We start from the raw sequence: 25590 nt of genomic DNA, 5'->3' as shown, positions 1-25590 counted from the left end.
AACGCTTTTTTCTTGTATGCTATTCATATTTTACTTCGTATAGGTATAACCCTTCCGGATGAGCAGTCGGACCTGCTGCATTGCGGTCTTTTTTGGCAATGATTTCCGGTAGACAATCTTCTGGCAAACGATCGTTACCTATTTTTAACAACGTACCAACTAAAATGCGGATCATTTTATAAAGGAAGCCATCACCACGAAACGTAAACGTCAACTCATCGCCTGCTTCATTGACCTGTAAGCTAGCTTCATAGATAGTTCGTACTTTATCTTCAATGGAACTTCCAGAAGCACAAAACGAAGTGAAATCATGCGTACCAAGTAAATCAGGTAATGCTCGTTCAATCTTTGCTACATCTATTGGATAAGGAAAATAGCTTGCATAATGTCTACGGAAGGGACTACGTGGTTTTCCGATATCTACTTTGAATTGATAGGTTTTTTCTTTCACGAGATAGCGTGCGTGAAAAGTTTCTGGCACAATCTCCACACTTTTTACAGCAATATCTTCTGGCGACTGCGTATCTAGCCCAAAACGCATACGTTCCAAAGGTCGCTCTTCTGGATAATCAAAGTGGATAACTTGCCCGATTGCATGAACCCCTGCATCTGTCCGTCCAGATCCAAAAATCGTGATTTCTTTTCCATTTGCCATCTTCTTTAAGGTTTTTTCCAGTTCTTCTTGGACCGTTCGTCCGTTAGGTTGTTTCTGAAAACCATTGAACTGGGTACCATCATAGGCAATGATTGCTTTATAGCGTACCATTCATCTTCCCCTGTTCTCATTCATCTTTGATAAGTTTAGCTACGGATAAACACTAGTACGATGGTCATAAGTCCAAAAGCAACCATAACCATAGTGTCTTGTAAGTGCCAGTGAAGGATACGGTATTTTGTCCGACCTTCCCCACCTTGGTAGCCTCTTGCTTCCATCGCTGTAGCTAGATCTTCCGCGCGATTGAAACTGCTGACAAATAGCGGAATCAGTAAAGGAATCACCGCTTTCATTTTTTGCACTAGACTTCCTTCGCCAAAGTCAACACCACGCGCGCGCTGTGCATTCATGATTTTTTCGGTTTCGTCCATCAATGTCGGCACAAAACGTAAAGCGATCGAAAGCATCAACGATACTTCATGTACTGGAAAGCGAACCACTTTCAATGGTCGTAACAAATATTCGATTGCATCGGATAATTCTAAAGGCGGCGTTGTCAGTGTCAATAAAGTGGACATAAAGATGATCAAAACAAACCGACAAAAAATAAATAGTCCATTCATGACACCAAATTGAGTGATATTGAAAATCCCCCAACTCCAATACGTTTCTCCACCACTTGTAAACAGTACTTGTAAACCTACAGTGAATAGGATCAACCAGATCAACGGACGGATGCCTCGAATAAAGAATTTGATATCTACTTTTGACAAGAAAACAGCAAATAAGGTAAACGCCGCTAATAAGGCATATGTCTGCCAGTTATTGGCTAAGAAGATAATGCCGATAAAATAGAAACTTGCCAATAACTTTGCACGTGGATCTAAACGATGGATAAATGAGTCTCCAGGCATATAACGACCAAAAATCAATTTATTCATCATGAGCAGTACCTCCCACCAGTTTGACCAATTGGTCCGCTAATGCGTCTGCAGTAATCGGCAATTCATCAAAATGGATGCCTTTTACACGTAGTTCCTCTGCAAACTCAGTGGCTGTTGGTACGCCTAACTGCCGTTCTTTTAACCATTCAAGGTGTTGGAAGACTTCTTTTGGTTCGCCGCACTTAACAACGCGACCTTTCTCCAATACATAAACAAAATCGGCATAGTTTGCTACATCATCCATCAAATGGGTGACTAATACAATCGTGATTTGCTGTTCTTTATGCAAACGCCAGAACATATCCATCATTTCTTTTCTTCCTTGTGGATCTAACCCAGCTGTCGGCTCATCTAAGACGAGAACTTCGGGTTTCATAGCTAGAACACCGGCAATCGCTACACGTCGCATTTGACCACCTGACAGCTCGAAAGGCGAGCGTTCTAAATACGTCTCATCTAAGCCGACTTGTTCTAAGGTTTCCTTTGCCAGTAGAGTCGCCTGTTCCTCACTTACACCAAAGTTTTTTGGGCCAAACGCAATATCTCTTGCGACCGTTTCTTCAAACAACTGTGCCTCTGGAAATTGAAAAACAATACCGACTTTTTTTCGAATCGGTTTCAAATTTTTATTATCTGTATCTGGTTTGATCTGACGATCGCCGATTTGGACGGTTCCTTCCGTCGGTTTGATCAACGCATTCAAATGCTGAAGCAAGGTGGATTTCCCACTTCCAGTATGACCCACTAATGCAGTGTAGCTGTTTTCTTTGATCAACAAGTCAATATCAAATAAAGCTCGTTGCTCGAATGGTGTGTTCGGTTGGTACGTAAAGTTTACTTTTTCAAAACGGATGTCCATAACCAATCCACCATCCTTTCTTCTGTCATGTATTCTTTAGGCACTTCAATGCCACGTTCTTTCAAGGCACTTTTTAGTTTTTCAGGAAAAGGCAAATCTAACCCTAGATTGATTAGTTCAGGTCCGGCAGAGAAAATCTCCTTCGGTGTTCCTTCATTCACTAGTTCGCCTTCTTTCATCACGAAAATACGATTTGCATTAGCTGCTTCATCAATATCATGCGTGATTGAAATAACGGTCAGTTGACTTTCCTCTTTGATTTCTTTGATCGTTGTGATGACTTCTTCACGACCTTCAGGATCTAACATACTTGTTGCTTCATCCAAGATGATGATTTCTGGTCGGAGGGCTACAACACCGGCAATCGCCACACGTTGTTTCTGTCCACCGGAAAGACGAACCGGTTCTCTTGTTGCAAAATCAGACATTCGAACTTTTTCAAGAGCATCTTTCACTCGAACGATCATTTCTTCTCGAGGAATGCCTTGATTCTCTAAACCAAAGGCCACATCATCCTCTACTGTTGATCCAACAAATTGATTGTCCGGATTTTGAAAGACCATGCCGACTTTTTGGCGGATCGTCCATATATTCTCTTCATTTAGTATTTGATTACCAACTTTGACCGTCCCAGACTCAGGAAGGAGTAAGCCATTGATCGTTTTTGCAAGCGTTGATTTACCAGAACCATTGTGCCCGATAATCGCGATCCATTCTCCTTTATTGATCGTGAAAGAAACATCTTTCAATGCTGGTCGTAAATCTTCTGGTTGGTATTTGTAATTAATCTTTCCTAATTCAATAATCGGCTCCATAAGTACTCCCTCTTCATCCTAAAGTTCCTATTAACCCTATCAAAAAACTGCTTATTTTTCAATCATTTCTGATTTTTAAAATGTTTTTTTATACCTTCAAGACTGTCTTGACAGTTAATTGAAGGTACAAAAAAACACTTTATGATGAGTGCATACTCCCCAAACGAATCGCTTGGGGAGCAGCGCTGAGCTAGACTCGGAATAAGTAACTTCCAACATCATAACACTCTAAAAGAATCATCCATAAAGTGATGTTATTAGTGTGATTTTAGACAAGTTCTAAGACAACCATTGGTGCTCCGTCTCCGCGTCTTGGTTCTGTCTTCAAGATACGAGTGTAGCCACCTTGACGTTCAGCATAACGAGGTGCAATATCGTTGAATAACTTTTGTAAAGCTGATTCGATAACGATTTCCTCATTTTCTTCACGCACGCTAGCAACTTCATTACGTACGAAAGCCGCAGCTTGACGACGTGCATGTAAGTCTCCGCGTTTGCCTAAAGTGATCATTTTTTCAGCAGTTGAGCGAACTTCTTTCGCACGAGCTTCTGTAGTCACAATACGTTCATTAATTAATAAGTCAGTTGTTAAATCACGCAACATCGCTTTACGTTGGCTAGATGTGCGTCCTAGTTTACGATAACTCACGTTGGTTTCCCTCCTTCGTAAAAGGTTTAATCTTCTTTACGTAAACCTAAACCTAAGTCATGCAATTTTGCTTTAACTTCTTCCAATGATTTACGTCCTAAGTTACGGACTTTGATCATTTCTGGCTCAGATTTATTCGTAAGTTCTTGTACAGTATTGATTCCTGCACGTTTTAAGCAATTATAAGAGCGAACAGATAAGTCTAATTCTTCAATCGTCATTTCTAACATTTTTTCTTTTTGTGTTTCTTCTTTTTCGACCATGATTTCAGCGTTTTTCGCTTCATCAGTTAGGTTGACAAAGATGTCTAAATGTTCAGTCATGATTTTTGCAGATAAACTCATTGCTTCCAATGGTTCGATTGAACCATCTGTCCAGATCTCCATTGTCAATTTATCAAAATCTTCACGATGTCCAACACGTGTGTTTTCTACTTGGTAGTTGACACGACGTACAGGCGTGTAGATTGAATCGACGGGAAGAACACCAATTGGCATATCTTCTTTTTTGTTTTCATCTGCTTGAACATAACCACGTCCTGGTTTCACCGTTAGGCGAGCATGGAACGTAGCACCTTCAGATACACTGCAGATGTACATATCTTTGTTAAGAATTTCTACCTCACTATCAACGATAATATCGCCAGCAGTTACTGTAGCAGGTCCGGTAATATCGATCTCAAGGGTTTTTTCTTCTTGACCATACATTTTCAGTGCTAAACCTTTAATGTTCAAGATGATTTGAGTGACGTCTTCTCTAACACCTTTGATGGTAGAGAATTCATGCAGTACACCATCGATTTGAATATTAGTGATGGCAGCACCTGGCAAAGAAGATAATAAAATACGACGTAGGGAATTCCCTAAAGTAGTCCCATACCCTCTTTCAAGAGGTTCAACGATGAACTTGCCATAATCTTTTTCTTCATCAATTTTTGCGATTCTTGGTTTTTCGAACTCAATCATTCTTATCTTTACCCCTTTCAAAACGAAAAGTGTCTTGTTCAATGACGTTACTAATAGAACTCAAAATGAGAGGCACTCATTAAACACGACGGCGTTTTGGAGGGCGGGCACCATTATGAGGAACTGGAGTCACGTCACGAATTGCAGTCACTTCTAAACCTGTTGCTTGTAATGAACGAATTGCTGCTTCACGTCCAGAACCAGGTCCCTTAACTGTTACTTCAACAGTTTTTAATCCGTGTTCCATTGCTGCTTTTGTAGCTGTTTCTGCTGCCATTTGAGCGGCAAAAGGAGTTGATTTTTTGCTTCCTTTGAAACCTAATGAACCAGCTGATGACCACGCTAAAGCATTTCCGTGAGTATCAGTGATCATGATGATTGTGTTGTTGAATGTAGAGTGGATATGTGCAATCCCAGCTTCTATATTCTTTTTCACACGGCGTTTACGATTCACTTTTTTTGCTACCATGAAGATTTAACCTCCTTCACTTAAGAATTATTTTTTCTTGCCAGCGATAGCGCGAGCTGGGCCTTTACGAGTACGTGCATTGTTTTTCGTGTTTTGTCCACGAACAGGCAATCCACGACGGTGACGGATTCCACGGTAAGAACCGATTTCCATCAAGCGTTTGATGTTTAAGTTCACTTCACGACGAAGATCCCCTTCAACTTTTAATTTATCTACTTCTGCACGGATAGCATCTGTTTGTTCATTCGTTAATTCACGAACGCGAACATCTTCAGATACGCCAGCATTAGCTAAGATTTGTTTCGCAGTAGTGTTACCAATACCATAGATATAAGTAAGTGAAACTACTACACGTTTATCACGAGGAATATCTACTCCTGCAATACGAGCCATATTTAGTGCACCTCCATTTATCCTTGACGTTGTTTATGTTTTGGATTTGCTGGGCAAATCACCATAACGCGTCCTTTACGACGAATTACTTTACAATGTTCACACATTGGTTTTACTGATGGTCTTACTTTCATGATAATACCTCCTGTAGTTTTACGGAGTACAATTATTTAAAGCGATAAGTAATACGGCCACGGTTTAAATCATATGGAGACAATTCAACCGTCACTTTGTCACCAGGTAGAATACGAATGTAGTGCATACGAATTTTACCTGAAACAGTAGCAAGAACTTGGTGTCCGTTTTCTAGTTCAACTTTAAACATTGCATTCGGCAAAGTTTCGACGACTGTACCTTCGACTTCAATCATATCTTCTTTTGCCACGCACAGTACCTCCTTGTACTTGTTTCGCATTTTCACACGATAAAATGGCGGAAACTGCAGTTCCCACCTCAAAATTCTCAAAATGGATCATCTAGAGGATTCTCTAGAAGTCGGACTGACATATTCTATCATAATTTATTGAACTTGACAAGAGTAACTGCTTAATGCAAGTCGGCTACGGGCAATCGTGCTATTTTTCAATGATTTTTTGGACATCAGTAAATACAGCATCGATTTCACGATCACCATCGATAGTGTGTAGCAAACCTTGTTCTTTATAATAAGCCAAGATTGGTTCACTATTTTTGATGTTGATAGCCAGACGATTTTTAACCGTCTCAGGTTTATCATCTTCTCTTTGATAGAATTCATGCCCACCACAACGATCACATGTGTCTTCAACTTTTGTAGGGTTGAAAATTTTATGGTAAGTTGCTCCACAGTTACGGCAAATGAAGCGGCCTGCTAAACGCTCAACCAAAACTTCTTCACCCACGTGGATATCGATGACAGCATCAATTTGTTTATTTAAATCTTTTAACATTGCATCTAGAGCTTCTGCTTGCTCGATTGTACGAGGAAAGCCATCTAATAAGAAGCCTTTCTCTGTATCGGGTTCTGCTAAACGCTCTTTTACGATTCCATTTGTTACTTCATCAGGAACTAATGCACCTTTATCCATATAAGACTTTGCTTCCAAGCCAAGAGCTGTTTCATTTTTGATAGCTGCACGAAACATATCTCCTGTTGAGATGTGAGGAATCCCATAAGCGTCAATGATTTTTTCAGCTTGTGTTCCTTTACCTGCACCTGGCAGCCCCATTAAAATGAGGTTCATTGCTTTCCCTCCTAATAAATGTGAGAACGTGTGTTGAGGAAAAACCTCAACACGCTTTCTTACTCAATAAAGCCAACATATTTACGTTTCAGCATTAAGCCTTCTAACTGTTTCGCAGTTTCTAAAGCCACACCGATCACGATCAACAGACTTGTACCACCTAATCCGATTGATTGTGGCAGATCCCAAACCATTTGAGCAATGATTGGTAATAATGCCACTAAACCAAGGAATAGTGCTCCGACTGTACTTAATCGCATCAATAAGCTTGAGACATACTCTTCAGTCCCCTTACCAGGGCGTACACTTGGTATATAGCTTCCTTGCTTTTGTAAGTTCTCCGCTAATTTCTCAGGGTTTACTTGGACAAAGGCATAGAAGAATGTAAATGCGACGATCAATACCGTATAAATCGTTGCGCCAGGCACCGTATTATAGTTAAAGATCTCCATCATTATTTTATACCAGTTTTCAGATCCGAAACGGCCACTTAACGCTTGTAACACAGCATTTGGTGTTGCAATAAATGAACTTGCAAAGATAACCGGAATTACCCCAGCAGCATTTACTTTCAACGGTAGATAACTACTTGTTGGCGCACCTGCTATACGTTTTGTGTACTGAATCGGGATCTTACGTTCAGCTTGTTGGAAAAATGTTACGAATGTCACGATTGCTAGAACCGCAACTAGTAAGATGGCAACGAAAATCGCAGATCTCCAGATATCGGAAGAATTGATATTTACGAAGTAATCTTCATAAATTTCACGTACACTTTCCGGTAATCTTGAAATGATCCCTGCAAAGATGATCATTGACACACCGTTACCGATACCTTTTTCAGTGATTTGTTCACCCAACCAAGTAACAAACATCGTTCCTGCAGTTAAGATCAAACCGATCGTTACATAAGTAGAGACATTTGGATTGTTGACAAAACCTAATTGAGCGTATTGGTTAAATCCTGCTGTGATACCGACAGATTGGATAAATGCCAATACTAACGTCAAATATCTTGTTGCCTGATTCAACTTTTTACGACCAACTTCACCTTGTTTCGACCATTCCACAAAACGTGGCACGATATCCATTTGTAATAATTGGATAACGATCGAAGCAGTAATGTAAGGCGAAACCCCCATCGAAAAGATCGAGAAGTTTTGCATTGCACTACCACTTACCAAGTTCAACATGTTGAAAAACGGTAAGCTAGATAGGTCTTGTAATGAGCTTGCATTTACGCCGGGAACAGTGATATGTGCCCCTAAACGAAAAACAAAGAGAACAAATACAGTAAAAAGGATTTTCGATCTAATATCTTTGACCTTAAAAGCGTCTTTTAATAGTTTAAGCATTAGATCACCTCAACAGAGCCACCAGCCGCTTCGATTGCTTCTTGTGCTGCTTTTGAGAATTTAGCTGCTTTCACAGTTAACTTTTTGTTCAATTCTCCGTTAGCTAAAACTTTGATTCCAGCTTTTTCGTTTTTCACGATTCCAGCTTCTACTAAAGCAACAGGAGTTACTTCAGCTCCGTCTTCAAAGCGATTCAAGACATCTAAATTAACGACTGCGTAGTCCTTACGGTTAACATTTGTAAATCCACGTTTTGGTAAACGACGGAACAATGGTGTTTGTCCCCCTTCGAATCCTAGACGTACACCACCGCCTGAACGAGCTTTTTGTCCTTTTTGACCACGTCCGGCAGTTTTTCCGTTACCTGAAGAAGTACCACGACCAACACGGTTACGTACTTGGCGTGAACCTTCAGCGGGTTTTAATTCATGAAGTTTCATAGGTTTGGCACCTCCTTAATTGTCCTAGTTCTTATTTTATTTGTTTAATTAAACTTCTTCAACGTCCACTAAGTGAGAAACAGTGTTGATCATGCCTTTGATTGCTTCATTAGCAGGCTTAACCACAGAACTGTTAATCTTTGTAAGACCTAACGCTTTAACAGTATCGCGTTGGTTTTGAGGACGTCCGATAATACTGCGTTTTAAAGTTACTTTTAATTCAGCCATTATGTTTGTCCTCCTTATCCGATTAATTCTTCCACTGATTTGCCGCGTAGAGCTGCAACTTCTTCAGCACGTTTTAATTGTTTCAAACCTTCAACAGTTGCGCGAACAACGTTGATTGGTGTGTTTGAGCCTAAAGATTTAGAAGTGATATCTGCTACCCCTGCTAATTCTAATACGGCACGAACTGGTCCACCAGCAGCAACCCCAGAACCTTCAACAGCAGGTTTCATTAGGATTCTACCACCACTAAAAGCACCGATTACTTCGTGTGGGATTGTTGAACCAACCATAGGTACTTCAACTAAGTTTTTCTTCGCATCTTCAATTGCTTTACGGATCGCTTCAGGTACTTCTTGTGCTTTACCAGTACCAAATCCTACGTGTCCGTTTTTGTCACCGACAACAACTAAAGCAGCAAAACGTAGACGACGTCCACCTTTAACAACTTTTGTTACACGGTTAATTGCAACAACGCGGTCTTCTAATTCCAAATGTTTTGGATCGATATAAACCATGAATGGTATTCCTCCTTCTTCTAAAATTCTAGTCCATTTTCGCGAGCAGCTTCAGCTAAAGCTTGCACACGGCCATGGTAAAGGTATCCACCACGGTCAAAGACTACGACTTTAATGCCTTTTTCAGTTGCGCGTTCAGCAACTAATTTACCGACAGCTTGTGCTGCTTCTGTTTTTGTTCCACCTGAAATTTCTTTATCCAAGGTAGAGGCACTTGCTAGCGTTACACCCGCTACGTCATCAATAAGTTGCGCGTAGATGTTTTTGTTAGAACGAAAAACGTTCAAGCGTGGGCGCTCAGCAGTACCAGAGATAGTGTTACGTACACGACGGTGTCTCTTTTGACGTGTTTTGTTCTTATCTGGTTTTGTAATCACAATTGTCACCTCTTTATTTTTATTTTTTCTACTGTCAGACAGTAGAAATGATCAGTTTTGAAAAAATAGAAGCTGCGGCACAAGTAAACTCTCTCTTAATGAAGAAATACTTCAGCAAAATCCTTTTTTCCTGCTGCTGGCTTCTATGAAATTTTTCGAAACGATTATTTACCAGTTTTACCTTCTTTACGGCGTACGAATTCGCCAACATAACGAATACCTTTACCTTTATAAGGTTCTGGAGGACGAGTACCACGGATGTTCGCAGCTAATTCGCCAACTTCTTCTTTGTTCGCACCCTTCACAATTACTTGTGTGTTAGATGGGACTTCAACAGTCACGCCAGCTGGTGGTGTGATTTCTACTGGATGTGAGTAACCAACGTTCAATACAAGTTTTGTTCCTTGCATTTGCGCACGGTACCCAACCCCGATTAATTCTAATCCTTTTTGGAAACCTTCACTAACACCTACAACCATGTTGTTGAAGTTAGCACGAGTTGTTCCATGGATAGTTTTCATTTCTTTACTGTCATTTGGACGAGTGAATGTCACTTCATTTCCTTCGATATTCATTTTGATATCAGCAGAAAATGCACGAGTCAATTCCCCTTTTGGTCCTTTAACTGTAACGTTGTTTCCATCTTGAGTGATAGTTACTCCTTCAGGGATCACAACGATCTTATTTCCAATACGGCTCACTTAAAGACACCTCCTTGTAGATTCTACTTGATTACCATACGTAAGCGATAACTTCGCCGCCGATGTTTTTCTCACGAGCTTCTTTATCAGTGACAACACCTTCAGAAGTCGAAATAATAGCGATACCTAAGCCATTTAAAACTTTTGGCACTTCGCCAGCTTTAACATAAACACGTAAGCCTGGTTTAGAAATACGTTTTAAGTTTGTAATAACACGTTCGCCGCTTTTACCAAATTTTAGGAAAACGCGGATCACGCCTTGCTTGTCATCTTCGATATATTCAACATCACGGACGAAACCTTCACGTTTCAAGATTTCAGCGATGTCACGTTTAATTTTTGATGCAGGAACTTCTAAAGCCTCATGTTTAACCATGTTTGCATTACGGATACGAGTTAGAAAATCTGCAATTGGATCTGTCATGACCATTGAACTTTTACCTCCTTCTTATGCGAATTTACTTTTTTACCAGCTAGCTTTCTTCACGCCGGGAATTTGACCTTTATAGGCAAGTTCGCGGAAGCAAATACGGCAAAGATGGAACTTACGATAAACTGAATGTGGACGTCCGCAACGTTCGCAACGAGTGTAAGCTTGTGTTGAATGTTTTGCAGGACGTTTGTTTTTAGCAATCATTGATTTTTTAGCCACGTAGTTCGCCTCCTTTAATTATTTTTGGAATGGCATGCCTAATTGTGTCAACAACTCACGAGATTCTTCATCTGTGTTCGCTGTCGTTACAATGACGATGTCCATACCACGTACTTTATCTACTAAATCATAATCTACTTCTGGGAAGATCAATTGTTCTTTAATACCTAAAGTGTAGTTTCCACGACCATCAAAGGCTTTTTTACTTACACCATGGAAGTCACGTACACGTGGTAGAGAAACTGATACTAATTTATCTAAAAATTCGTACATTCTTTCTCCGCGTAAGGTAACTTTTGCTCCAATTGGCATTCCTTCACGTAAACGGAATCCAGCGATTGATTTTTTAGCTTTTGTGATCATTGGTTTTTGTCCAGTGATCAAAGTTAGTTCTTCAACTGCTTTGTCTAAGTTTTTAGCGTTTGATACCGCATCACCAACACCCATGTTGATGACGATCTTTTCAACTTTAGGTGTTTGCATAACAGAGCTATAGTCAAATTTTTCCATCAATGATGGAGTTACTTCTTTAAGATATTTTTCTTTTAGGCGGTTCATTCAGTAAGACCCTCCTTCCTTAAACTTTTTATTTATCTAAAACTTCACCGGTTTTTTTAGAAACACGGACTTTTTTTCCGTCTACTTCTTTGTAGCCAACTCGGCCAGCTACACCAGTAGAGTCGATGACCATCACGTTAGAAACGTGAAGTGGCGCTTCCATCTCAACAATTCCACCTTGAGGAGCAGCTTGAGAAGGTTTTTGGTGTTTTTTGATCATGTTCACACCTTCGACAACCACTTTATCCTGTTTAGGAAACGCTGCTAATACAACGCCTTCTTTGTTTTTGTCTTTACCGGTGATCACTTTAACTTTATCGCCTTTTTTAACAAACATAACTGTTTCGCACCTCCTTTGTTAAGTGTCTCAAGATTATAAAACTTCTGGTGCTAGAGAAACGATCTTCATGAAGTTGTTTTCACGTAGTTCACGTGCAACTGGCCCAAAGATACGTGTTCCACGAGGGCTTTTATCATCACGAATAATCACTGCAGCATTTTCATCAAACTTGATATATGAACCGTCTGCACGACGAGCTCCTGATTTTGTACGAACGATAACGGCTTTAACGACGTCACCTTTTTTGACAACCCCACCTGGCGTTGCTTGTTTAACCGTAGCAACGATCACATCACCGATATTCGCAGTTTTGCGACCAGATCCGCCAAGGACTTTGATCGTCAAAATTTCACGTGCGCCTGAATTATCAGCGATTCTTAAACGACTTTCTGCTTGGATCACGTTGTGTATCCTCCTTTCAGATTTTGCATTCAATCTATATAGGAAAATCTCGTGTTATTAGATAATAACTGCTTCTTCGACTATTTCCAACAAACGGAAACGTTTTGTAGCTGATAATGGACGAGTTTCCATAATTCTCACGATGTCGCCAACTTTTGCTGTGTTGTTTTCATCATGTACTTTGTACTTCTTAGAATAGTTCATACGTTTACCGTAGATAGGGTGGTTTTTCTTTGTTTCGACAGCAACGGTAATTGTTTTATCCATTTTGTCTGATACCACGCGACCTTGATAAACTTTGCGTTGATTTCTTTCTTCAGTCATACGCTTAATGGCCTCCTTCCATAATTACTTAGCTTGTTCACGCAAAACTGTTTTGATGCGTGCAATCGATTTACGTACTTCTTTAATACGTGCAGTGTTTTCTAATTGACCTGTTGCTAATTGGAATCTAAGATTAAACAATTCTTCTTTTAATTGTTTTTCTTGATCAAGCATTTCGGCAGTGGTTAATTCTCTGATTTCTTTAACCTTCATTCGATTCACCACCCATTTCCTCACGTTTTACGATCTTAGTTTTCATTGGTAATTTGTGAGAAGCTAAACGTAATGCTTCACGAGCTACTTCTTCAGAAACGCCTGCAATTTCAAACATGATTTTACCACGTTTTACTGGTGCAACCCATCCTTCAGGAGCCCCTTTACCTTTACCCATACGAACGCCGATCGCTTTAGATGTATATGATTTATGAGGGAAAATTTTGATCCATACTTTCCCGCCACGTTTCATGTAACGAGTCATAGCAATACGAGAAGCTTCGATCTGACGGTTTGTGATCCAGTGTGATTCAACAGCTTGTAAGCCGTATTCACCGAATGCTACTTCTTTTCCGCCTTTTGCTTCACCACGCATTTTTCCGCGGAATTCACGACGGTGTTTTACACGTTTAGGTACTAACATGTTTATTTCCCTCCTTTCTCAGTGTTTTTTTTAGTTGGAAGAATTTCTCCACGATAGATCCACACTTTAACTCCTAGTTTTCCGTATGTTGTATCTGCTTCTTCCCATGCGTAATCAATATCCGCACGCAAAGTGTGAAGAGGAACTGTTCCTTCTGAGTATCCTTCTGAACGAGCGATATCCGCACCGTTTAGACGTCCAGATACTTGAGTTTTGATCCCTTTAGCGCCAGAACGCATTGAACGTTGGATCGCTTGTTTTTGAGCGCGACGGAATGCAACACGGTTTTCTAATTGACGTGCAATTCCTTCACCTACTAATTTAGCATCTAAATCTGGTTTTTTGATTTCCACGATGTTGATATGGATTCTTTTACCAGTTAATTTGTTTAATTCTTTTCTTAGGTTTTCGACTTCAGATCCGCCTTTACCAATAACCATACCTGGTTTAGCTGTGTGGATTGAAATGTTTACGCGGCCAGTTGCGCGTTCGATTTCAATTGTTGATACAGCAGCATCAGCAAGTCTAGTTGAAATAAATTTACGGATTCTTAAATCTTCGTGTAAGAACTCTGCATACTCTTTTTCAGCAAACCATTTTGCATCCCAGTCGCGGATGATGCCTACACGCATTCCAATTGGATGTACTTTTTGACCCACAGATTATCCCTCCTTATTTTTCTGATACGACTACCGTGATATGACTTGTACGTTTGTTGATTGGTGAAGCTGAACCTTTTGCACGTGGACGGAAACGTTTCATTGTTGGTCCTTCGTTAACAAATGCTTCAGATACTACCAAGTTCTCAACATCTAAGTCAAAGTTGTTTTCTGCATTTGCAATTGCTGACATCAATACTTTCTCGATGATCCCAGCAGATTTGTTTGGTGTGAATTTCAAAATTGAAATTGCATCCGCAACACTTTTACCTCTGATAAGGTCAATTACTAGACGCGCTTTACGAGGTGAAGTGCGAACTGTTTTTGCAGTTGCTTTAGCTGATGTGATTTGTTCTGCCATTTGCTTTTATCCTCCCCTCGAATTAGCGTCTCGTTTTCTTGTCGTCAGCGACATGCCCACGATAAGTTCTAGTTGGTGCGAATTCACCTAATTTGTGTCCTACCATATCTTCTTGGATGTAAACTGGTACGTGTTTACGTCCATCGTATACTGCGATGGTATATCCAACAAAACTTGGGAAAATTGTCGAACGACGAGACCAAGTTTTGATTACTTTTTTCTTTTCGGCCCCTGCTTGAGCTTCAACTTTACTCATTAAATGCTCATCAACGAAAGGCCCTTTCTTTAAACTACGACCCATGGTGAACCTCCTCTCAAAATGTGCGACACATGGTCAAAGTAATTATTTATTTTTACGACGAACGATAAGTTTGTCTGATTTAGCTTTCTTGTTACGAGTTTTGTAACCAAGAGCTGGTTGACCCCAAGGAGAAACTGGAGCTTTACGTCCGATTGGAGCTTTACCTTCACCACCACCGTGTGGGTGATCGTTAGGGTTCATTACGCTACCACGTACAGTTGGGCGTTTACGCATCCAACGAGAGCGGCCAGCTTTACCAATATTGATAAGTTCGTGTTGTTCGTTACCTACAGAACCGATTGTTGCACGGCATGCAGCTAAGATCATGCGAACTTCACCAGAGTTTAAGCGGATCAATACGTATTTGCCTTCTTTACCAAGTACTTGAGCACTTGTACCAGCAGAACGGATCAATTGTCCACCTTTACCAGGTTTCATTTCAATATTGTGGATCACAGTACCAACTGGAATGTTTTCTAAAGGAAGAGCATTTCCGACTTTGATATCTGCTTCAGGACCTGAAACAAGTTTCATTCCAACTTGTAGTCCTTTTGGTGCTAAGATGTAAGCTTTCACTCCATCTTCATAATGTACTAACGCGATGTTAGCTGAACGGTTTGGATCATATTCGATCGTTTGAACAGTAGCAACAACGTTGTCTTTATTACGTTTGAAATCGATCACGCGGTATTGGCGTTTGTGTCCGCCACCTTGATGACGTACAGTGATGCGGCCGTTGTTATTACGTCCAGCATGGTTTTTCAATGGCTGTAACAATGTTTTTTCAGGTGTTGATGTTGTGATTTCAGCAAAATCAGAACCTGTCATGTTACGACGGCCATTTGTGGTAGGTTTGTACTTTTTAATCGCCACGTTTTCCCCTCCTAATTTAATCAGTTATCGAGTGTTGCTTATTCAGCAGCTTCGAATAATTGGATTTCTTTTGAATCTTCAGTCAATGTAACGATCGCTTTGCGACGTTTTTTTGTATATCCTGCATATTTGCCCATACGTTTGAATTTCGCACGTACGTTCACGATGTTCACGTTTTTGACTTTCACGTCAAAAGCAGCTTCAACCGCTTGTTTTACTAAAGTTTTGTTTGCGCGTGTGTCTACTTCGAAAGTATATTTCTTGTCATCCATGGCAAGCATTGATTTCTCAGTGATCACTGGGCGTTTGATTACGTCTAGTAAGTTCATTATGCAAGCACCTCCTCAATTTGAGTAAGAGCAGTTTGTGTTGCTAAAACTTTTGTATTTGATACAACATCTAGAACACTAACGTTGTCAGAAGTTACTACAGAAACGTTTGATAAGTTACGTGCAGATAAAGCTGCAAAGTCGTTACCAGGTTCTAGTACAACCAATACTTTAGAGTCAATAGATAATTTAGCAAGAACTTCTTTGAATTCTTTTGTTTTTGGTGCATCAAAGCTTAATCCTTCGATTGCTACCAAGTTGTTTTCTGCAACTTTTTCTGATAATACAGATTTCATTGCTAAACGACGAACTTTTTTAGGAAGTTTGTAGCTGTAAGAACGTGGTGTTGGTCCGAAGACTACGCCACCTCCACGCCATTGCGGTGAACGGATTGATCCTTGACGAGCACGACCAGTTCCTTTTTGACGCCATGGTTTACGGCCACCGCCTCGAACAGCGCTACGGTTTTTAACCGCATGTGTTCCTTGTCTTAATGATGCGCGTTGCATAACGATTGCGTCGTAAACAACACTTTCATTTGGTTCAATTCCGAAGATTTCTTCGTTAAGAGTGATTTCACCGTTTTGGCTTCCATCTTGTTTGAATAATGCTACATTCGGCATTCCTTAGTTCCTCCTTTCTTCCTACTATTATTTAGCTTTCACAGCTGATTTGATAGTGATTAATGATTTTTTCGCTCCAGGAACGTTACCTTTGATCAAGATTACGTTTCTTTCAGCATCTACACGTACAACTTCCAAGTTTTGGATAGTTACGCGGTTGCCACCCATACGGCCAGCAAGACGTTTGTTTTTGAATACACGGTTAGGTGCAACTGGACCCATTGACCCAGGACGACGATGGTAGCGAGAACCGTGAGCCATTGGTCCGCGGCTTTGGCCGTGACGTTTGATAACCCCTTGGAATCCTTTACCTTTCGTAGTACCTGTTACATCAATAATGTCTCCTGCTTGGAAAACATCAACTGTAATTTCTTTTCCTACTTCATATTCTCCTAGCTCAACATTTTTGAATTCACGAATGAAGCGCTTAGGAGCCGTGTTTGCTTTTGCAACATGACCTTTCGCAGGTTTGTTTGATAAAACTTCACGTTTGTCTTGGTAACCAACTTGAATAGCTTCGTAGCCATCAGTTTCCATTGTTTTTACTTGTAGTACTACGTTTGGCGTAGCTTCTACAACAGTAACTGGAATTAATTCGCCAGATTCAGTGAAGATTTGTGTCATTCCCACTTTTTTCCCTAAGATTCCTTTGGTCATGAGTACACCTCCATTATTATTAGTTTAGTTTTTATAGTTTGATTTCGATGTTAACACCTGATGGTAAGTCAAGCTTCATTAAAGCATCAACTGTTTTTGGTGTTGGGTTCACAATGTCGATAAGACGTTTGTGTGTACGCATTTCGAATTGTTCGCGTGAATCTTTGTATTTGTGAGTCGCACGAATAACTGTGTAAAGACTGCGTTCAGTTGGTAATGGAATTGGACCAGAAACGCCAGCTCCAGTTCTTTTTGCAGTTTCCACGATTTTATCCGCTGATTGATCTAAAATACGGTGTTCATACGCTTTTAAACGGATACGAATTTTTTGTTTTGCCATCTTGTTCCCTCCTTCGCCTATTTTGAAAAGTAGACATAGCTCCACGAAAATTTCCGTCACGCTCGTTCGTGGCAAAGCGTCCGGGCGTGTCGCAACCTCTCGTTTCTTAGCCGACAAAATCATTTTGATTTCGTCTGTGCCATTCACCTAAGGTAAACGCACCTTTGTCATTATAATATATCTAAATTCACAACGCAAGGTTTTTTTGCTGTAAAAAACAATTTATTTTCATAAGTTTTCATTCAATTAAAAAAAGAGAAATCCTTCTCTTTTTTATAGAAGGATTTGTTGTTTTTCCTTTCAATTTCCATTCGCCTATTTAGAGGAAAAAGGCAATTCACTACATATTAAGAATATTTTTGGATATTCCTCTCTTTCATAGCCTCTCCTCTAATCAATTGTCTGCTGAAATAAAAAAAGTTCGAGGCAAAGGATCAAGATCCTTACCTCGAACTTCAACGTCCGAATAAATGTTACTTTGTTAGGCTTAAAATGAATTAAGCTTTGATTTCTGTAACGACACCGGCACCAACTGTACGTCCGCCTTCACGGATTGAGAATTTAGTACCGTTTTCGATAGCGATTGGGTGGATTAATTCAACTTCCATTGTTACGTTGTCGCCAGGCATAACCATTTCAGTTCCTTCTGGTAATTCAACAACACCAGTTACGTCAGTCGTACGGAAGTAGAATTGTGGACGGTAGTTAGTGAAGAATGGAGTATGACGTCCACCTTCTTCTTTAGTCAACACGTATACTTCTGCAGAGAATTTTGTATGAGGTGTGATTGTACCTGGTTTAGCTAAAACTTGACCACGTTGGATGTCTTCACGTGAAACACCACGTAATAACGCACCAATGTTATCGCCTGCTTCAGCGTAGTCTAATAATTTACGGAACATTTCAACACCAGTTACAGTTGTTTGAGCTGTTTCTTCTGCGATACCAACGATATCGATAACGTCACCAACACGAACTTGTCCACGTTCAACACGTCCTGTAGCAACAGTACCACGACCAGTGATTGAGAATACGTCCTCAACTGGCATCATGAATGGTTTGTCGTTATCACGTTCTGGAGTTGGGATGTATTCGTCAACTGCAGCCATCAATTCAAGAATTTTTTCTTCGTATGAAGCGTCGCCTTCTAAAGCTCTTAAAGCTGAACCAGCGATTACAGGAACATCGTCACCAGGGAATTCGTATTCTGTTAATAGGTCACGAACTTCCATTTCAACTAATTCAAGTAATTCTTCGTCATCAACCATATCTACTTTGTTCAAGAATACAACGATGTATGGTACACCAACTTGACGAGATAATAGGATGTGTTCACGAGTTTGAGGCATAGGGCCGTCAGCAGCAGAAACAACTAAGATTGCTCCGTCCATTTGAGCAGCACCAGTGATCATGTTTTTAACGTAGTCCGCGTGTCCTGGGCAGTCAACGTGAGCATAGTGACGTGCGTCAGTTTCGTACTCAACGTGAGCTGTTGAGATAGTGATTCCGCGTTCGCGTTCTTCAGGAGCACCATCGATTTGATCGTAAGCCATTGCTTGGCCGCCGTTTTTCTTAGATAGTACAGTTGTGATTGCAGCTGTTAAAGTTGTTTTACCATGGTCAACGTGTCCGATAGTACCAATGTTAACGTGTGGTTTCGAACGGTCAAATTTTTCTTTTGCCATTTTAAAATATCCTCCCTAAAATTACAGTTTAATTTTTATTTGTCTGATAGGTATGTGATAGACAAAATTGCCGATCACATGCCCGTATCATCAAAAGTTATTTTACACGAAACTGCATAAAAAATACAGTCTCTAGATAAATCTCTTCACGAGACTACCTTGCTTTAAGAAATTATTCAGCTTTTCCGCCGTTTTTCTTAATGATTTCTTCTTGAACAGATTTCGGTACGTCTTCGTAGTGGTCAAATACCATCATGAATGTACCACGACCTTGAGTTGCTGAACGCAATGTAGTCGCGTATCCGAACATTTCTGCCAATGGAACGATTGCATTAACGATTTGTGAATTACCGTGTGCTTCCATTCCTTCGACACGTCCGCGTCGGCTTGTTACGTGTCCCATGATATCACCTAAGTAATCTTCTGGTACAGTAATCGTAACTTTCATCATTGGTTCAAGGATCACAGGACGTGCGTGTTTTGCAGCAGCTCTTAGAGCCATTGATGCAGCAACACGGAACGCTGTTTCATTTGAATCGACGTCATGGTATGAACCATCGTAAAGTTTTGCTTTGATATCCACTAATGGGTATCCAGCAAGAACACCGTTATTCATTGATTCTTCTAATCCTTTTTCAACTGCTGGGATGTATTCACGTGGAACCACACCACCAACGATTGCGTTTTCGAATTCGAAGCCTTTTCCTTCTTCGTTTGGTGTAAATTCAACCCATACGTGACCGTATTGACCTTTACCACCAGACTGACGTACAAATTTACCTTCCGCTTTTGTTGCTTCACGGAATGTTTCGCGGTAAGAAACTTGAGGCGCACCAACGTTTGCTTCAACTTTAAATTCGCGTTTCATACGGTCTACTAATACGTCCAAGTGCAACTCACCCATACCTGAGATAACTGTTTCACCTGTTTCAACGTTTGTTTCAACACGGAATGAAGGATCTTCTTCTGCAAGTTTTTGCAACGCAACACCCATTTTATCTTGGTCAGCTTTTGATTTAGGCTCAACAGCGACTTGGATAACTGGTTCTGGGAATTCGATTGATTCAAGGATAACTGGTGCATCTAATGCACACAATGTGTCCCCTGTTGTTGTATCTTTCAATCCAACAGCAGCGGCGATATCACCTGAATACACTTTGTCGATTTCTTGACGTGTGTTTGCGTGCATTTGTAGGATACGACCGATACGCTCTTTTTTGCCTTTTGATGCGTTCAATACGTATGAACCACTTTCAAGGACACCAGAGTAGACACGGAAGAAAGTTAGACGACCTACGAATGGGTCAGTCATTACTTTAAATGCTAATGAAGCAAAAGGAGCTTCGTCATCTGCAGGACGAGTTGTTTCTTCGTCTGTTTTTGAGTCAATACCTTTGATTGCTTCAATATCAAGTGGTGATGGCAAGTAATCAAGAACAGCATCCAACATCAATTGGACCCCTTTATTCTTGAATGCTGAACCAGCTAACACAGGGAAGAACTCAACGTTGATTGTTGCACGGCGGATACCGGCAATCAATTCTTCTTGAGTGATTTCTTCACCTTCAAGATATTTCATCATTAGTTCTTCGTCTGTTTCAGCAACAGCTTCGACTAATTTTTCACGCCATTCTTGTGCTTGTTCTGCATATTCTTCAGGGATTTCAGTTTCTTGGATGTCTGTGCCTAGATCGTTTGTGTAGATCTCTGCTTTCATCGTTACCAAGTCAATGATACCTGTGAAGTTATCTTCAGAACCGATTGGCAATTGGATTGGATGCGCGTTCGCTTGTAAGCGATCGTGCAATGATTTTACTGAGTATAAGAAGTCTGCACCGATTTTATCCATTTTGTTACAGAATACGATACGAGGTACTCGGTACTCAGTTGCTTGACGCCAAACAGTTTCAGTTTGAGGTTCAACACCTGATTGTGCATCAAGTACAGTTACAGCACCATCCAATACACGTAGAGAACGTTGAACTTCGATTGTGAAGTCTACGTGTCCTGGTGTATCGATGATATTTACGCGGTAACCTTTCCACTGCGCAGTAGTGGCAGCAGATGTAATCGTGATACCACGTTCTTGTTCTTGTTCCATCCAGTCCATCTGTGAAGCTCCTTCGTGAGTTTCACCGATTTTATGGATTTTACCAGTATAGTACAAGATACGCTCTGTTGTTGTAGTTTTACCTGCATCAACGTGAGCCATGATACCAATATTACGAGTTTTTTCTAGCGAAAATTCTCTTGCCATTTTCTTACTCCTCTCTTTGTTTAAATCGATTGTAAATTGACTTTCTGCTGTGGGATTAGCCGACAGACAGAGAGGATCTTACCAACGATAATGAGCAAATGCGCGGTTCGCGTCTGCCATTTTGTGTGTGTCTTCGCGTTTTTTAACAGAAGCTCCAGTGTTGTTTGCAGCGTCCATGATTTCTTTCGCTAAGCGTTCTTCCATTGTGTGTTCACCGCGCAAGCGAGCGTAGTTAACTACCCAACGTAGCGCTAAAGTCGTACGACGTTCAGGGCGAACTTCAACTGGTACTTGATAGTTTGAACCCCCAACACGACGTGCTTTAACTTCAAGAACAGGCATAACATTGTTCATTGCTTGTTCAAACACTTCTAATGGATCGTTACCTGTAGATTCTTTGATCAAATCAAAGGCATTATAGATAATATTAGCAGCAACACCGCGTTTTCCGTCAACCATTACACGGTTGATCAAGCGAGTTACTAATTTTGAGTTATAAATAGGATCTGGTAAAACATCACGTTTTGCAACAGGACCTTTACGTGGCATCCGTAACTCCTCCTTCCGAAATATTCTTCATAGTTGATCGAACGACTATTATATAGTAGGTTCGATTTTCATTTGTAGTAAATAATTAAAATTAAGCTTTAGGTCTTTTCGTACCGTATTTAGAACGGCTTTGTTTACGGTCGTTCACACCAGCAGTATCTAGTGCACCACGAACGATATGATAACGTACCCCTGGTAAGTCTTTTACACGTCCACCGCGTAATAGTACCACGCTATGCTCTTGTAAATTGTGACCAATCCCTGGGATATAAGCAGTAACTTCAATTAAGTTTGACAAACGAACACGAGCATATTTACGTAAAGCTGAGTTCGGTTTTTTAGGTGTCATTGTTCCCACACGTGTAGCTACCCCACGTTTTTGAGGAGAGTTCACGTTTGTTTGAGTTTTCTTAAAGCTGTTATATCCTTTGTTCAAAGCAGGTGAATTAGATTTTTCCACCTTTGATTTACGAGGTTTACGTACTAATTGGTTAATTGTAGGCATTCCTAGTTCCTCCTTCCCACGATTCACATCTAGTTCCACACATCCAGGTGGTTCTTTTTTTGCGATAAAAAATAAATGCAGTTATGCATCTTTATCAAATATGCTTTGATAAACAGTCAGCACGTCTCTTAACAGAGACCTGTAGATAAAGCACCTTGGTTAGAATATCACGGATAAAAAAGAATGTCAACCAAACATATACATTTTTTTCTATCCTATAAAATTTGTGTTATGCTCCCTATCTTTTTCGATCAAATCAAGCTAAAATAGCAGTTAAAGAGCTATAAAAATGCTGGAGGGATAGAAATGAACTTAAAGCAATTAGTAGGCATTAAAGCTGCAGAATTTGTTGAAGATGGCATGATCGTTGGACTTGGAACTGGTTCTACTGCCTATTATATGGTAGAAGAAATTGGCCGACGCATGCGTGAAGAAGGATTGAAAATCACTGGTGTCACTACTTCTAGCGGTACAAAAGCACAAGCAGAAAGCTTAGGTATCCCTTTGAAAAGTATTGATGAAGTCCCAGTCGTCGATTTGACGATCGATGGTGCCGATGAAATCAGTGCCGATTTTCAGGGAATCAAAGGCGGCGGTGCTGCTCTTTTATTTGAAAAGATTGTCGCATCTTATTCAAAACAAACGATCTGGATCGTCGATGGATCAAAAATGGTGGATCAACTTGGGCGCTTTCCACTCCCTGTCGAAGTCATCCCTTATGGTTCTCAACAACTGATGCGTCTTTTTAAAGAAAAAAACTATCAGCCTGTATTACGTCAAACAGAAACTGGGGAGACCGTCGTAACAGATAGTGGACATTATATTATTGACCTTCATTTAGAACGAATTGAAGATCCCGAAAAATTAGCGACTTATTTGGATCAATTAGTCGGTGTCGTCGAACACGGCTTGTTTTTAAATATGGTTTCAAAGGTTGTCGTTGCCTCTGAAAATGGCGTGTCTGTACTCGATACTCCCTTTCAAAAATAATGCGAAAGAGATTCGTTGAAAATGCCTAAAAAAACTATCTTTTTCAGTTACTTTATGCTACATTTTTACTTGTCTCAAACACTTAGAAAACTTTGCTAGAAAGGAATCACCATGAAGATTATCGGTTATGCACGTACAACTATCAATGATGTCGATTTGACGGCTCAAATGCAAAAACTCTCTGATTTTGGTTGTCACGAAATTTTTCACGAAACGTATGGTCAAAAAGACAGTTTATCTGACGCCATTTGTTTAGAAAAAGTCATCGAGAAAATGGAGCAAGGCGATACATTAGTGATTTGCCAGCTTCACCATCTAGGAAAATCGACAAGACAACTAACAGAATTCACGAAATTATTTAAAGACCGTGGGTTACATCTAGTCAGCATCACAGAAAAAATCGATACTCGCGAACCTATGGGGACGGTCTACTTCCAATTAATGGAAGGATTAGCTGAGATGGAGTGTGCATTGATCAAAGAACGCACGCTGATTGGATTAGATGAAGCACGCAAAAAAGGGAAAATCGGCGGACGACCAAAAATCGATGCCAAAACAATCAAAAAAATTCGTCGTCTCTACTATGAAAAGAAAGAAACGATCCAATTTATTTCTTCAAAATGTGGCGTTTCAGTCGGCACTTGCTACAAATATATCAATCTACCTGAAAAAGAGCTTCAGCAATTATTCAACTAAACAGCAAGTGACCCCCGTTGATTTCATCCATTGATCGAAAGAAGCCACACCACTAACCAAAGAAAAATTATTTTACTTAATAGATAAAAAGGTTGTCAAACAAGTTTTTTGAGTGAAAGCTCTGTAATAACGCTTGTTTACAGCCTTTTTTTTAGTTCGTCTGTGGTCTTTTAAACAAACAGCTTTCATTTTACAATGGAAATCTTATGAAAAACATTGTACAATAAGGCAGAACTGAAATTTTCAGAAATAACACTTATTTTAAAGGAGAGTTAAACATGCCAAAATTAGTTTTTTCTCGTCACGGTCTTAGCGAATGGAATGCATTGAACCAATTTACTGGTTGGGCAGATGTAAACCTAGCTCCAGAAGGAATCGAAGAAGCAAAAGAAGGCGGACGTAAAATCAAAGAAGCTGGAATCGAATTTGATGTTGCTTATACTTCTGTATTAACTCGTGCCATCAAAACTTGTAACTTGATTTTAGAATACTCAGATCAACTTTGGGTACCACAAATCAAATCATGGCGCTTGAACGAACGTCATTATGGTAAATTACAAGGATTAAATAAAAAAGAAACAGCAGAAAAATACGGTGACGAACAAGTTCACATCTGGCGTCGTTCATACGACACTCTTCCTCCATTAATGGAAGCAACTGATGAAGGTTCAGCAGCAAACGATCGTCGTTATGCAATGTTAGACAAACGCGACGTACCTGGTGGAGAAAACTTGAAAGTTACTTTAGAACGCGCATTGCCATTCTGGCAAGACGAAATTGCACCAGCTTTGTTAGACAACAAAACTGTCTTAGTTGCTGCACATGGTAACTCTTTACGTGCATTAGCAAAACATATCGAAGGAATCTCTGATGAAGACATCATGGATCTTGAAATCCCAACAGGTCAACCACTTGTTTATGAATTAAACGACGACTTGACTGTCATCAAAAAATACTACTTATAATAGATCCTCTATTGTAAGTAAAACAGCCCCCTCACCTCCTATTATTGTAAGAGATGAAAGGGGCTGTTTTTTTTTAGATATTACATAGACGGCAGTCTTAGCTATCAAATGCGAATAACATCAATTTACATAAGAACTAATGATCATAATAGTAAGTACTGTTTGAATAAACAAAAAATTAAGAGCAAGGGCCAACATTGAGAGAAAAAAGAATGTTTAGTTTATTCCCTATCACGACTAATGGCGTATGAACCAATCAGTAATCATTTCTAAATAACTCGAAAGATTCGTTATGTAAG

40 protein-coding genes are annotated in these 25590 nt (G+C 40.1%); 3 read left to right on the top strand and 37 right to left on the bottom strand.

The features are described from left to right. Nucleotides 1-19 precede the first annotated feature (19 nt). The 37 genes from truA to rpsL all read right to left on the bottom strand — a co-directional run bounded on the left by truA (nucleotide 20) and on the right by rpsL (nucleotide 22640). Nucleotides 20-766, bottom strand: coding sequence for a tRNA pseudouridine(38-40) synthase TruA (gene truA, locus IGI79_RS00550; RefSeq protein WP_010734445.1), 747 nt, complete (start codon nucleotides 764-766; stop codon nucleotides 20-22). Between the two features lie 35 nt (nucleotides 767-801). Then, the gene (locus IGI79_RS00545; protein WP_065096392.1) at nucleotides 802-1599 is read right to left on the bottom strand and encodes an energy-coupling factor transporter transmembrane component T family protein; all 798 of its coding nucleotides are present in this window, start codon (nucleotides 1597-1599) and stop codon (nucleotides 802-804) included. Beyond that, a complete protein-coding gene (locus tag IGI79_RS00540; RefSeq protein WP_065096393.1) occupies nucleotides 1589-2458 on the bottom strand; it encodes an energy-coupling factor ABC transporter ATP-binding protein in 870 nt (289 codons plus the stop codon). Before IGI79_RS00540 ends, IGI79_RS00545 begins: the two co-directional genes overlap by 11 nt. Then, nucleotides 2434-3273 carry an energy-coupling factor ABC transporter ATP-binding protein gene (locus tag IGI79_RS00535; protein ID WP_010734448.1) on the bottom strand — a complete coding sequence of 280 codons (840 nt, stop codon included), beginning with the start codon at nucleotides 3271-3273 and terminating at the stop codon, nucleotides 2434-2436. The genes IGI79_RS00540 and IGI79_RS00535 overlap by 25 nt, the downstream gene beginning before the upstream one ends. A 268-nt stretch (nucleotides 3274-3541) precedes the next feature. Continuing rightward, nucleotides 3542-3922, bottom strand: a complete 381-nt coding sequence (gene rplQ, locus IGI79_RS00530; RefSeq protein ID WP_010734449.1) for a 50S ribosomal protein L17 — start codon at nucleotides 3920-3922, stop codon at nucleotides 3542-3544. A gap of 26 nt (nucleotides 3923-3948) precedes the next feature. Further along, entirely contained in the window at nucleotides 3949-4887 is a 939-nt protein-coding gene (locus IGI79_RS00525) for a DNA-directed RNA polymerase subunit alpha (RefSeq protein WP_005880735.1), read from the bottom strand. Between the two features lie 79 nt (nucleotides 4888-4966). Next, complete coding sequence (rpsK, locus tag IGI79_RS00520; protein WP_010734450.1) at nucleotides 4967-5356, bottom strand: 30S ribosomal protein S11; 390 nt, start codon at nucleotides 5354-5356, stop codon at nucleotides 4967-4969. A 27-nt stretch (nucleotides 5357-5383) separates the two neighbouring features. Beyond that, nucleotides 5384-5749, bottom strand: coding sequence for a 30S ribosomal protein S13 (gene rpsM, locus IGI79_RS00515; protein ID WP_010734451.1), 366 nt, complete (start codon nucleotides 5747-5749; stop codon nucleotides 5384-5386). A 17-nt stretch (nucleotides 5750-5766) separates the two neighbouring features. After that, nucleotides 5767-5883 carry a 50S ribosomal protein L36 gene (gene rpmJ, locus IGI79_RS00510; protein WP_002288710.1) on the bottom strand — a complete coding sequence of 39 codons (117 nt, stop codon included), beginning with the start codon at nucleotides 5881-5883 and terminating at the stop codon, nucleotides 5767-5769. A 32-nt stretch (nucleotides 5884-5915) separates the two neighbouring features. After that, entirely contained in the window at nucleotides 5916-6134 is a 219-nt protein-coding gene (gene infA, locus IGI79_RS00505) for a translation initiation factor IF-1 (protein ID WP_002288695.1), read from the bottom strand. Nucleotides 6135-6324: 190 nt separating this feature from the next. After that, on the bottom strand, nucleotides 6325-6972 hold the full coding sequence (locus tag IGI79_RS00500; protein WP_010734452.1) for an adenylate kinase: 648 nt from the start codon (nucleotides 6970-6972) through the stop codon (nucleotides 6325-6327). Nucleotides 6973-7031: 59 nt separating this feature from the next. Continuing rightward, complete coding sequence (gene secY, locus IGI79_RS00495) at nucleotides 7032-8327, bottom strand: preprotein translocase subunit SecY (RefSeq protein ID WP_019723012.1); 1296 nt, start codon at nucleotides 8325-8327, stop codon at nucleotides 7032-7034. Continuing rightward, complete coding sequence (gene rplO / locus IGI79_RS00490) at nucleotides 8327-8767, bottom strand: 50S ribosomal protein L15 (protein WP_010734454.1); 441 nt, start codon at nucleotides 8765-8767, stop codon at nucleotides 8327-8329. Before rplO ends, secY begins: the two co-directional genes overlap by 1 nt. Before the next feature lie 48 nt (nucleotides 8768-8815). Next, entirely contained in the window at nucleotides 8816-8995 is a 180-nt protein-coding gene (gene rpmD, locus IGI79_RS00485; protein ID WP_010734455.1) for a 50S ribosomal protein L30, read from the bottom strand. A 14-nt stretch (nucleotides 8996-9009) separates the two neighbouring features. Continuing rightward, entirely contained in the window at nucleotides 9010-9510 is a 501-nt protein-coding gene (gene rpsE / locus IGI79_RS00480; RefSeq protein WP_010734456.1) for a 30S ribosomal protein S5, read from the bottom strand. A gap of 20 nt (nucleotides 9511-9530) precedes the next feature. Further along, nucleotides 9531-9887: a 50S ribosomal protein L18 gene (gene rplR, locus IGI79_RS00475; RefSeq protein WP_010734457.1), complete on the bottom strand. Its 357-nt coding sequence runs from the start codon at nucleotides 9885-9887 to the stop codon at nucleotides 9531-9533. Nucleotides 9888-10051: 164 nt separating this feature from the next. Next, nucleotides 10052-10588 (bottom strand): 50S ribosomal protein L6, encoded by a 537-nt coding sequence (rplF, locus tag IGI79_RS00470; RefSeq protein ID WP_104775931.1) that lies wholly within the window; start codon nucleotides 10586-10588, stop codon nucleotides 10052-10054. Between the two features lie 31 nt (nucleotides 10589-10619). Further along, nucleotides 10620-11018: a 30S ribosomal protein S8 gene (rpsH, locus tag IGI79_RS00465; RefSeq protein ID WP_010734459.1), complete on the bottom strand. Its 399-nt coding sequence runs from the start codon at nucleotides 11016-11018 to the stop codon at nucleotides 10620-10622. 36 nt (nucleotides 11019-11054) lie between these two features. Next, nucleotides 11055-11240 carry a type Z 30S ribosomal protein S14 gene (locus tag IGI79_RS00460; protein WP_002356214.1) on the bottom strand — a complete coding sequence of 62 codons (186 nt, stop codon included), beginning with the start codon at nucleotides 11238-11240 and terminating at the stop codon, nucleotides 11055-11057. 18 nt (nucleotides 11241-11258) lie between these two features. Beyond that, nucleotides 11259-11798, bottom strand: a complete 540-nt coding sequence (gene rplE / locus IGI79_RS00455; protein WP_010734460.1) for a 50S ribosomal protein L5 — start codon at nucleotides 11796-11798, stop codon at nucleotides 11259-11261. A gap of 28 nt (nucleotides 11799-11826) precedes the next feature. Further along, nucleotides 11827-12135 carry a 50S ribosomal protein L24 gene (gene rplX / locus IGI79_RS00450; protein ID WP_010734461.1) on the bottom strand — a complete coding sequence of 103 codons (309 nt, stop codon included), beginning with the start codon at nucleotides 12133-12135 and terminating at the stop codon, nucleotides 11827-11829. A 36-nt stretch (nucleotides 12136-12171) separates the two neighbouring features. Then, nucleotides 12172-12540: a 50S ribosomal protein L14 gene (gene rplN / locus IGI79_RS00445; protein WP_010734462.1), complete on the bottom strand. Its 369-nt coding sequence runs from the start codon at nucleotides 12538-12540 to the stop codon at nucleotides 12172-12174. 57 nt (nucleotides 12541-12597) lie between these two features. Then, nucleotides 12598-12864 carry a 30S ribosomal protein S17 gene (rpsQ, locus tag IGI79_RS00440; protein WP_010734463.1) on the bottom strand — a complete coding sequence of 89 codons (267 nt, stop codon included), beginning with the start codon at nucleotides 12862-12864 and terminating at the stop codon, nucleotides 12598-12600. Between the two features lie 24 nt (nucleotides 12865-12888). Next, nucleotides 12889-13077 (bottom strand): 50S ribosomal protein L29, encoded by a 189-nt coding sequence (gene rpmC, locus IGI79_RS00435; RefSeq protein WP_002288664.1) that lies wholly within the window; start codon nucleotides 13075-13077, stop codon nucleotides 12889-12891. Continuing rightward, the gene (gene rplP / locus IGI79_RS00430; RefSeq protein ID WP_010734464.1) at nucleotides 13067-13501 is read right to left on the bottom strand and encodes a 50S ribosomal protein L16; all 435 of its coding nucleotides are present in this window, start codon (nucleotides 13499-13501) and stop codon (nucleotides 13067-13069) included. The genes rpmC and rplP overlap by 11 nt, the downstream gene beginning before the upstream one ends. Before the next feature lie 2 nt (nucleotides 13502-13503). After that, on the bottom strand, nucleotides 13504-14160 hold the full coding sequence (gene rpsC, locus IGI79_RS00425; RefSeq protein ID WP_010734465.1) for a 30S ribosomal protein S3: 657 nt from the start codon (nucleotides 14158-14160) through the stop codon (nucleotides 13504-13506). Nucleotides 14161-14173: 13 nt separating this feature from the next. Continuing rightward, the gene (rplV, locus tag IGI79_RS00420; protein ID WP_010734466.1) at nucleotides 14174-14521 is read right to left on the bottom strand and encodes a 50S ribosomal protein L22; all 348 of its coding nucleotides are present in this window, start codon (nucleotides 14519-14521) and stop codon (nucleotides 14174-14176) included. A gap of 22 nt (nucleotides 14522-14543) precedes the next feature. Next, a complete protein-coding gene (rpsS, locus tag IGI79_RS00415; RefSeq protein WP_010734467.1) occupies nucleotides 14544-14822 on the bottom strand; it encodes a 30S ribosomal protein S19 in 279 nt (92 codons plus the stop codon). A gap of 42 nt (nucleotides 14823-14864) precedes the next feature. Further along, on the bottom strand, nucleotides 14865-15695 hold the full coding sequence (gene rplB / locus IGI79_RS00410; protein WP_010734468.1) for a 50S ribosomal protein L2: 831 nt from the start codon (nucleotides 15693-15695) through the stop codon (nucleotides 14865-14867). 38 nt (nucleotides 15696-15733) lie between these two features. Next, nucleotides 15734-16024: a 50S ribosomal protein L23 gene (rplW, locus tag IGI79_RS00405; protein ID WP_002290449.1), complete on the bottom strand. Its 291-nt coding sequence runs from the start codon at nucleotides 16022-16024 to the stop codon at nucleotides 15734-15736. Next, nucleotides 16024-16647, bottom strand: a complete 624-nt coding sequence (gene rplD, locus IGI79_RS00400) for a 50S ribosomal protein L4 (RefSeq protein WP_010734469.1) — start codon at nucleotides 16645-16647, stop codon at nucleotides 16024-16026. Before rplD ends, rplW begins: the two co-directional genes overlap by 1 nt. Before the next feature lie 27 nt (nucleotides 16648-16674). Further along, nucleotides 16675-17304, bottom strand: coding sequence for a 50S ribosomal protein L3 (rplC, locus tag IGI79_RS00395; protein ID WP_010734470.1), 630 nt, complete (start codon nucleotides 17302-17304; stop codon nucleotides 16675-16677). Nucleotides 17305-17335: 31 nt separating this feature from the next. Beyond that, nucleotides 17336-17644, bottom strand: coding sequence for a 30S ribosomal protein S10 (rpsJ, locus tag IGI79_RS00390; protein ID WP_010734471.1), 309 nt, complete (start codon nucleotides 17642-17644; stop codon nucleotides 17336-17338). Between the two features lie 497 nt (nucleotides 17645-18141). After that, complete coding sequence (tuf, locus tag IGI79_RS00385) at nucleotides 18142-19329, bottom strand: elongation factor Tu (RefSeq protein ID WP_010734472.1); 1188 nt, start codon at nucleotides 19327-19329, stop codon at nucleotides 18142-18144. Nucleotides 19330-19501: 172 nt separating this feature from the next. After that, on the bottom strand, nucleotides 19502-21586 hold the full coding sequence (gene fusA / locus IGI79_RS00380; protein WP_010734473.1) for an elongation factor G: 2085 nt from the start codon (nucleotides 21584-21586) through the stop codon (nucleotides 19502-19504). A 78-nt stretch (nucleotides 21587-21664) separates the two neighbouring features. Further along, a complete protein-coding gene (rpsG, locus tag IGI79_RS00375) occupies nucleotides 21665-22135 on the bottom strand; it encodes a 30S ribosomal protein S7 (RefSeq protein ID WP_010734474.1) in 471 nt (156 codons plus the stop codon). Nucleotides 22136-22226: 91 nt separating this feature from the next. Next, nucleotides 22227-22640: a 30S ribosomal protein S12 gene (gene rpsL, locus IGI79_RS00370; RefSeq protein WP_010734475.1), complete on the bottom strand. Its 414-nt coding sequence runs from the start codon at nucleotides 22638-22640 to the stop codon at nucleotides 22227-22229. 306 nt (nucleotides 22641-22946) lie between these two features. On the opposite strand from rpsL, the gene rpiA reads away from it, so the two are divergent. The 3 genes from rpiA to IGI79_RS00355 all read left to right on the top strand — a co-directional run bounded on the left by rpiA (nucleotide 22947) and on the right by IGI79_RS00355 (nucleotide 25291). After that, complete coding sequence (gene rpiA, locus IGI79_RS00365; RefSeq protein ID WP_010734476.1) at nucleotides 22947-23630, top strand: ribose-5-phosphate isomerase RpiA; 684 nt, start codon at nucleotides 22947-22949, stop codon at nucleotides 23628-23630. Between the two features lie 111 nt (nucleotides 23631-23741). Further along, nucleotides 23742-24326, top strand: a complete 585-nt coding sequence (locus IGI79_RS00360) for a recombinase family protein (RefSeq protein WP_019723066.1) — start codon at nucleotides 23742-23744, stop codon at nucleotides 24324-24326. 278 nt (nucleotides 24327-24604) lie between these two features. Further along, nucleotides 24605-25291, top strand: coding sequence for a 2,3-diphosphoglycerate-dependent phosphoglycerate mutase (locus IGI79_RS00355; RefSeq protein WP_010734478.1), 687 nt, complete (start codon nucleotides 24605-24607; stop codon nucleotides 25289-25291). Nucleotides 25292-25590 lie beyond the last annotated feature (299 nt).

The organism is Enterococcus sp. AZ084 (assembly GCF_051714905.1).
GTDB lineage: Bacteria > Bacillota > Bacilli > Lactobacillales > Enterococcaceae > Enterococcus_B > Enterococcus_B pernyi.
The sequence above is the reverse complement of the archived record's forward strand: the minus strand, read 5'-3'. Positions and strand labels throughout refer to the sequence as shown.

Bases quoted from the DNA above. Each gene is read 5' to 3' on its own strand.
- rpsM (WP_010734451.1), bottom strand. From the start codon at position 5,749: ATGGCTCGTATTGCAGGAGTAGATATTCCTCGTGATAAACGTGTAGTA.
- rpsK (WP_010734450.1), bottom strand. From the start codon at position 5,356: ATGGTAGCAAAAAAAGTGAATCGTAAACGCCGTGTGAAAAAGAATATA.
- rplW (WP_002290449.1), bottom strand. From the start codon at position 16,024: ATGAACTTACTAGACGTAATCAAACGCCCAGTGATCACTGAGAAATCA.
- IGI79_RS00545 (WP_065096392.1), bottom strand. From the start codon at position 1,599: ATGATGAATAAATTGATTTTTGGTCGTTATATGCCTGGAGACTCATTT.
- rpiA (WP_010734476.1), top strand. From the start codon at position 22,947: ATGAACTTAAAGCAATTAGTAGGCATTAAAGCTGCAGAATTTGTTGAA.
- rpsH (WP_010734459.1), bottom strand. From the start codon at position 11,018: ATGGTCATGACAGATCCAATTGCAGATTTTCTAACTCGTATCCGTAAT.
- rplC (WP_010734470.1), bottom strand. From the start codon at position 17,304: ATGACCAAAGGAATCTTAGGGAAAAAAGTGGGAATGACACAAATCTTC.
- rpsJ (WP_010734471.1), bottom strand. From the start codon at position 17,644: ATGGCAAAACAAAAAATTCGTATCCGTTTAAAAGCGTATGAACACCGT.
- rplP (WP_010734464.1), bottom strand. From the start codon at position 13,501: ATGTTAGTACCTAAACGTGTAAAACACCGTCGTGAATTCCGCGGAAAA.
- rpsG (WP_010734474.1), bottom strand. From the start codon at position 22,135: ATGCCACGTAAAGGTCCTGTTGCAAAACGTGATGTTTTACCAGATCCT.
- rpmC (WP_002288664.1), bottom strand. From the start codon at position 13,077: ATGAAGGTTAAAGAAATCAGAGAATTAACCACTGCCGAAATGCTTGAT.
- IGI79_RS00535 (WP_010734448.1), bottom strand. From the start codon at position 3,273: ATGGAGCCGATTATTGAATTAGGAAAGATTAATTACAAATACCAACCA.
- rplE (WP_010734460.1), bottom strand. From the start codon at position 11,798: ATGAACCGCCTAAAAGAAAAATATCTTAAAGAAGTAACTCCATCATTG.
- rpsS (WP_010734467.1), bottom strand. From the start codon at position 14,822: ATGGGTCGTAGTTTAAAGAAAGGGCCTTTCGTTGATGAGCATTTAATG.
- IGI79_RS00525 (WP_005880735.1), bottom strand. From the start codon at position 4,887: ATGATTGAGTTCGAAAAACCAAGAATCGCAAAAATTGATGAAGAAAAA.
- tuf (WP_010734472.1), bottom strand. From the start codon at position 19,329: ATGGCAAAAGAAAAATTTGACCGTTCGAAACCACACGTTAACATTGGT.
- rpsL (WP_010734475.1), bottom strand. From the start codon at position 22,640: ATGCCTACAATTAACCAATTAGTACGTAAACCTCGTAAATCAAAGGTG.
- IGI79_RS00360 (WP_019723066.1), top strand. From the start codon at position 23,742: ATGAAGATTATCGGTTATGCACGTACAACTATCAATGATGTCGATTTG.
- rpmD (WP_010734455.1), bottom strand. From the start codon at position 8,995: ATGGCTGAATTAAAAGTAACTTTAAAACGCAGTATTATCGGACGTCCT.
- rplD (WP_010734469.1), bottom strand. From the start codon at position 16,647: ATGCCGAATGTAGCATTATTCAAACAAGATGGAAGCCAAAACGGTGAA.
- IGI79_RS00540 (WP_065096393.1), bottom strand. From the start codon at position 2,458: ATGGACATCCGTTTTGAAAAAGTAAACTTTACGTACCAACCGAACACA.
- rpmJ (WP_002288710.1), bottom strand. From the start codon at position 5,883: ATGAAAGTAAGACCATCAGTAAAACCAATGTGTGAACATTGTAAAGTA.
- truA (WP_010734445.1), bottom strand. From the start codon at position 766: ATGGTACGCTATAAAGCAATCATTGCCTATGATGGTACCCAGTTCAAT.
- fusA (WP_010734473.1), bottom strand. From the start codon at position 21,586: ATGGCAAGAGAATTTTCGCTAGAAAAAACTCGTAATATTGGTATCATG.
- rpsE (WP_010734456.1), bottom strand. From the start codon at position 9,510: ATGGTTTATATCGATCCAAAACATTTGGAATTAGAAGACCGCGTTGTT.
- rpsQ (WP_010734463.1), bottom strand. From the start codon at position 12,864: ATGACTGAAGAAAGAAATCAACGCAAAGTTTATCAAGGTCGCGTGGTA.
- IGI79_RS00500 (WP_010734452.1), bottom strand. From the start codon at position 6,972: ATGAACCTCATTTTAATGGGGCTGCCAGGTGCAGGTAAAGGAACACAA.
- secY (WP_019723012.1), bottom strand. From the start codon at position 8,327: ATGCTTAAACTATTAAAAGACGCTTTTAAGGTCAAAGATATTAGATCG.
- rplX (WP_010734461.1), bottom strand. From the start codon at position 12,135: ATGTTTGTTAAAAAAGGCGATAAAGTTAAAGTGATCACCGGTAAAGAC.
- rplV (WP_010734466.1), bottom strand. From the start codon at position 14,521: ATGGCAGAACAAATCACATCAGCTAAAGCAACTGCAAAAACAGTTCGC.
- IGI79_RS00355 (WP_010734478.1), top strand. From the start codon at position 24,605: ATGCCAAAATTAGTTTTTTCTCGTCACGGTCTTAGCGAATGGAATGCA.
- rplO (WP_010734454.1), bottom strand. From the start codon at position 8,767: ATGAAACTTCATGAATTAAAACCCGCTGAAGGTTCACGCCAAGTACGT.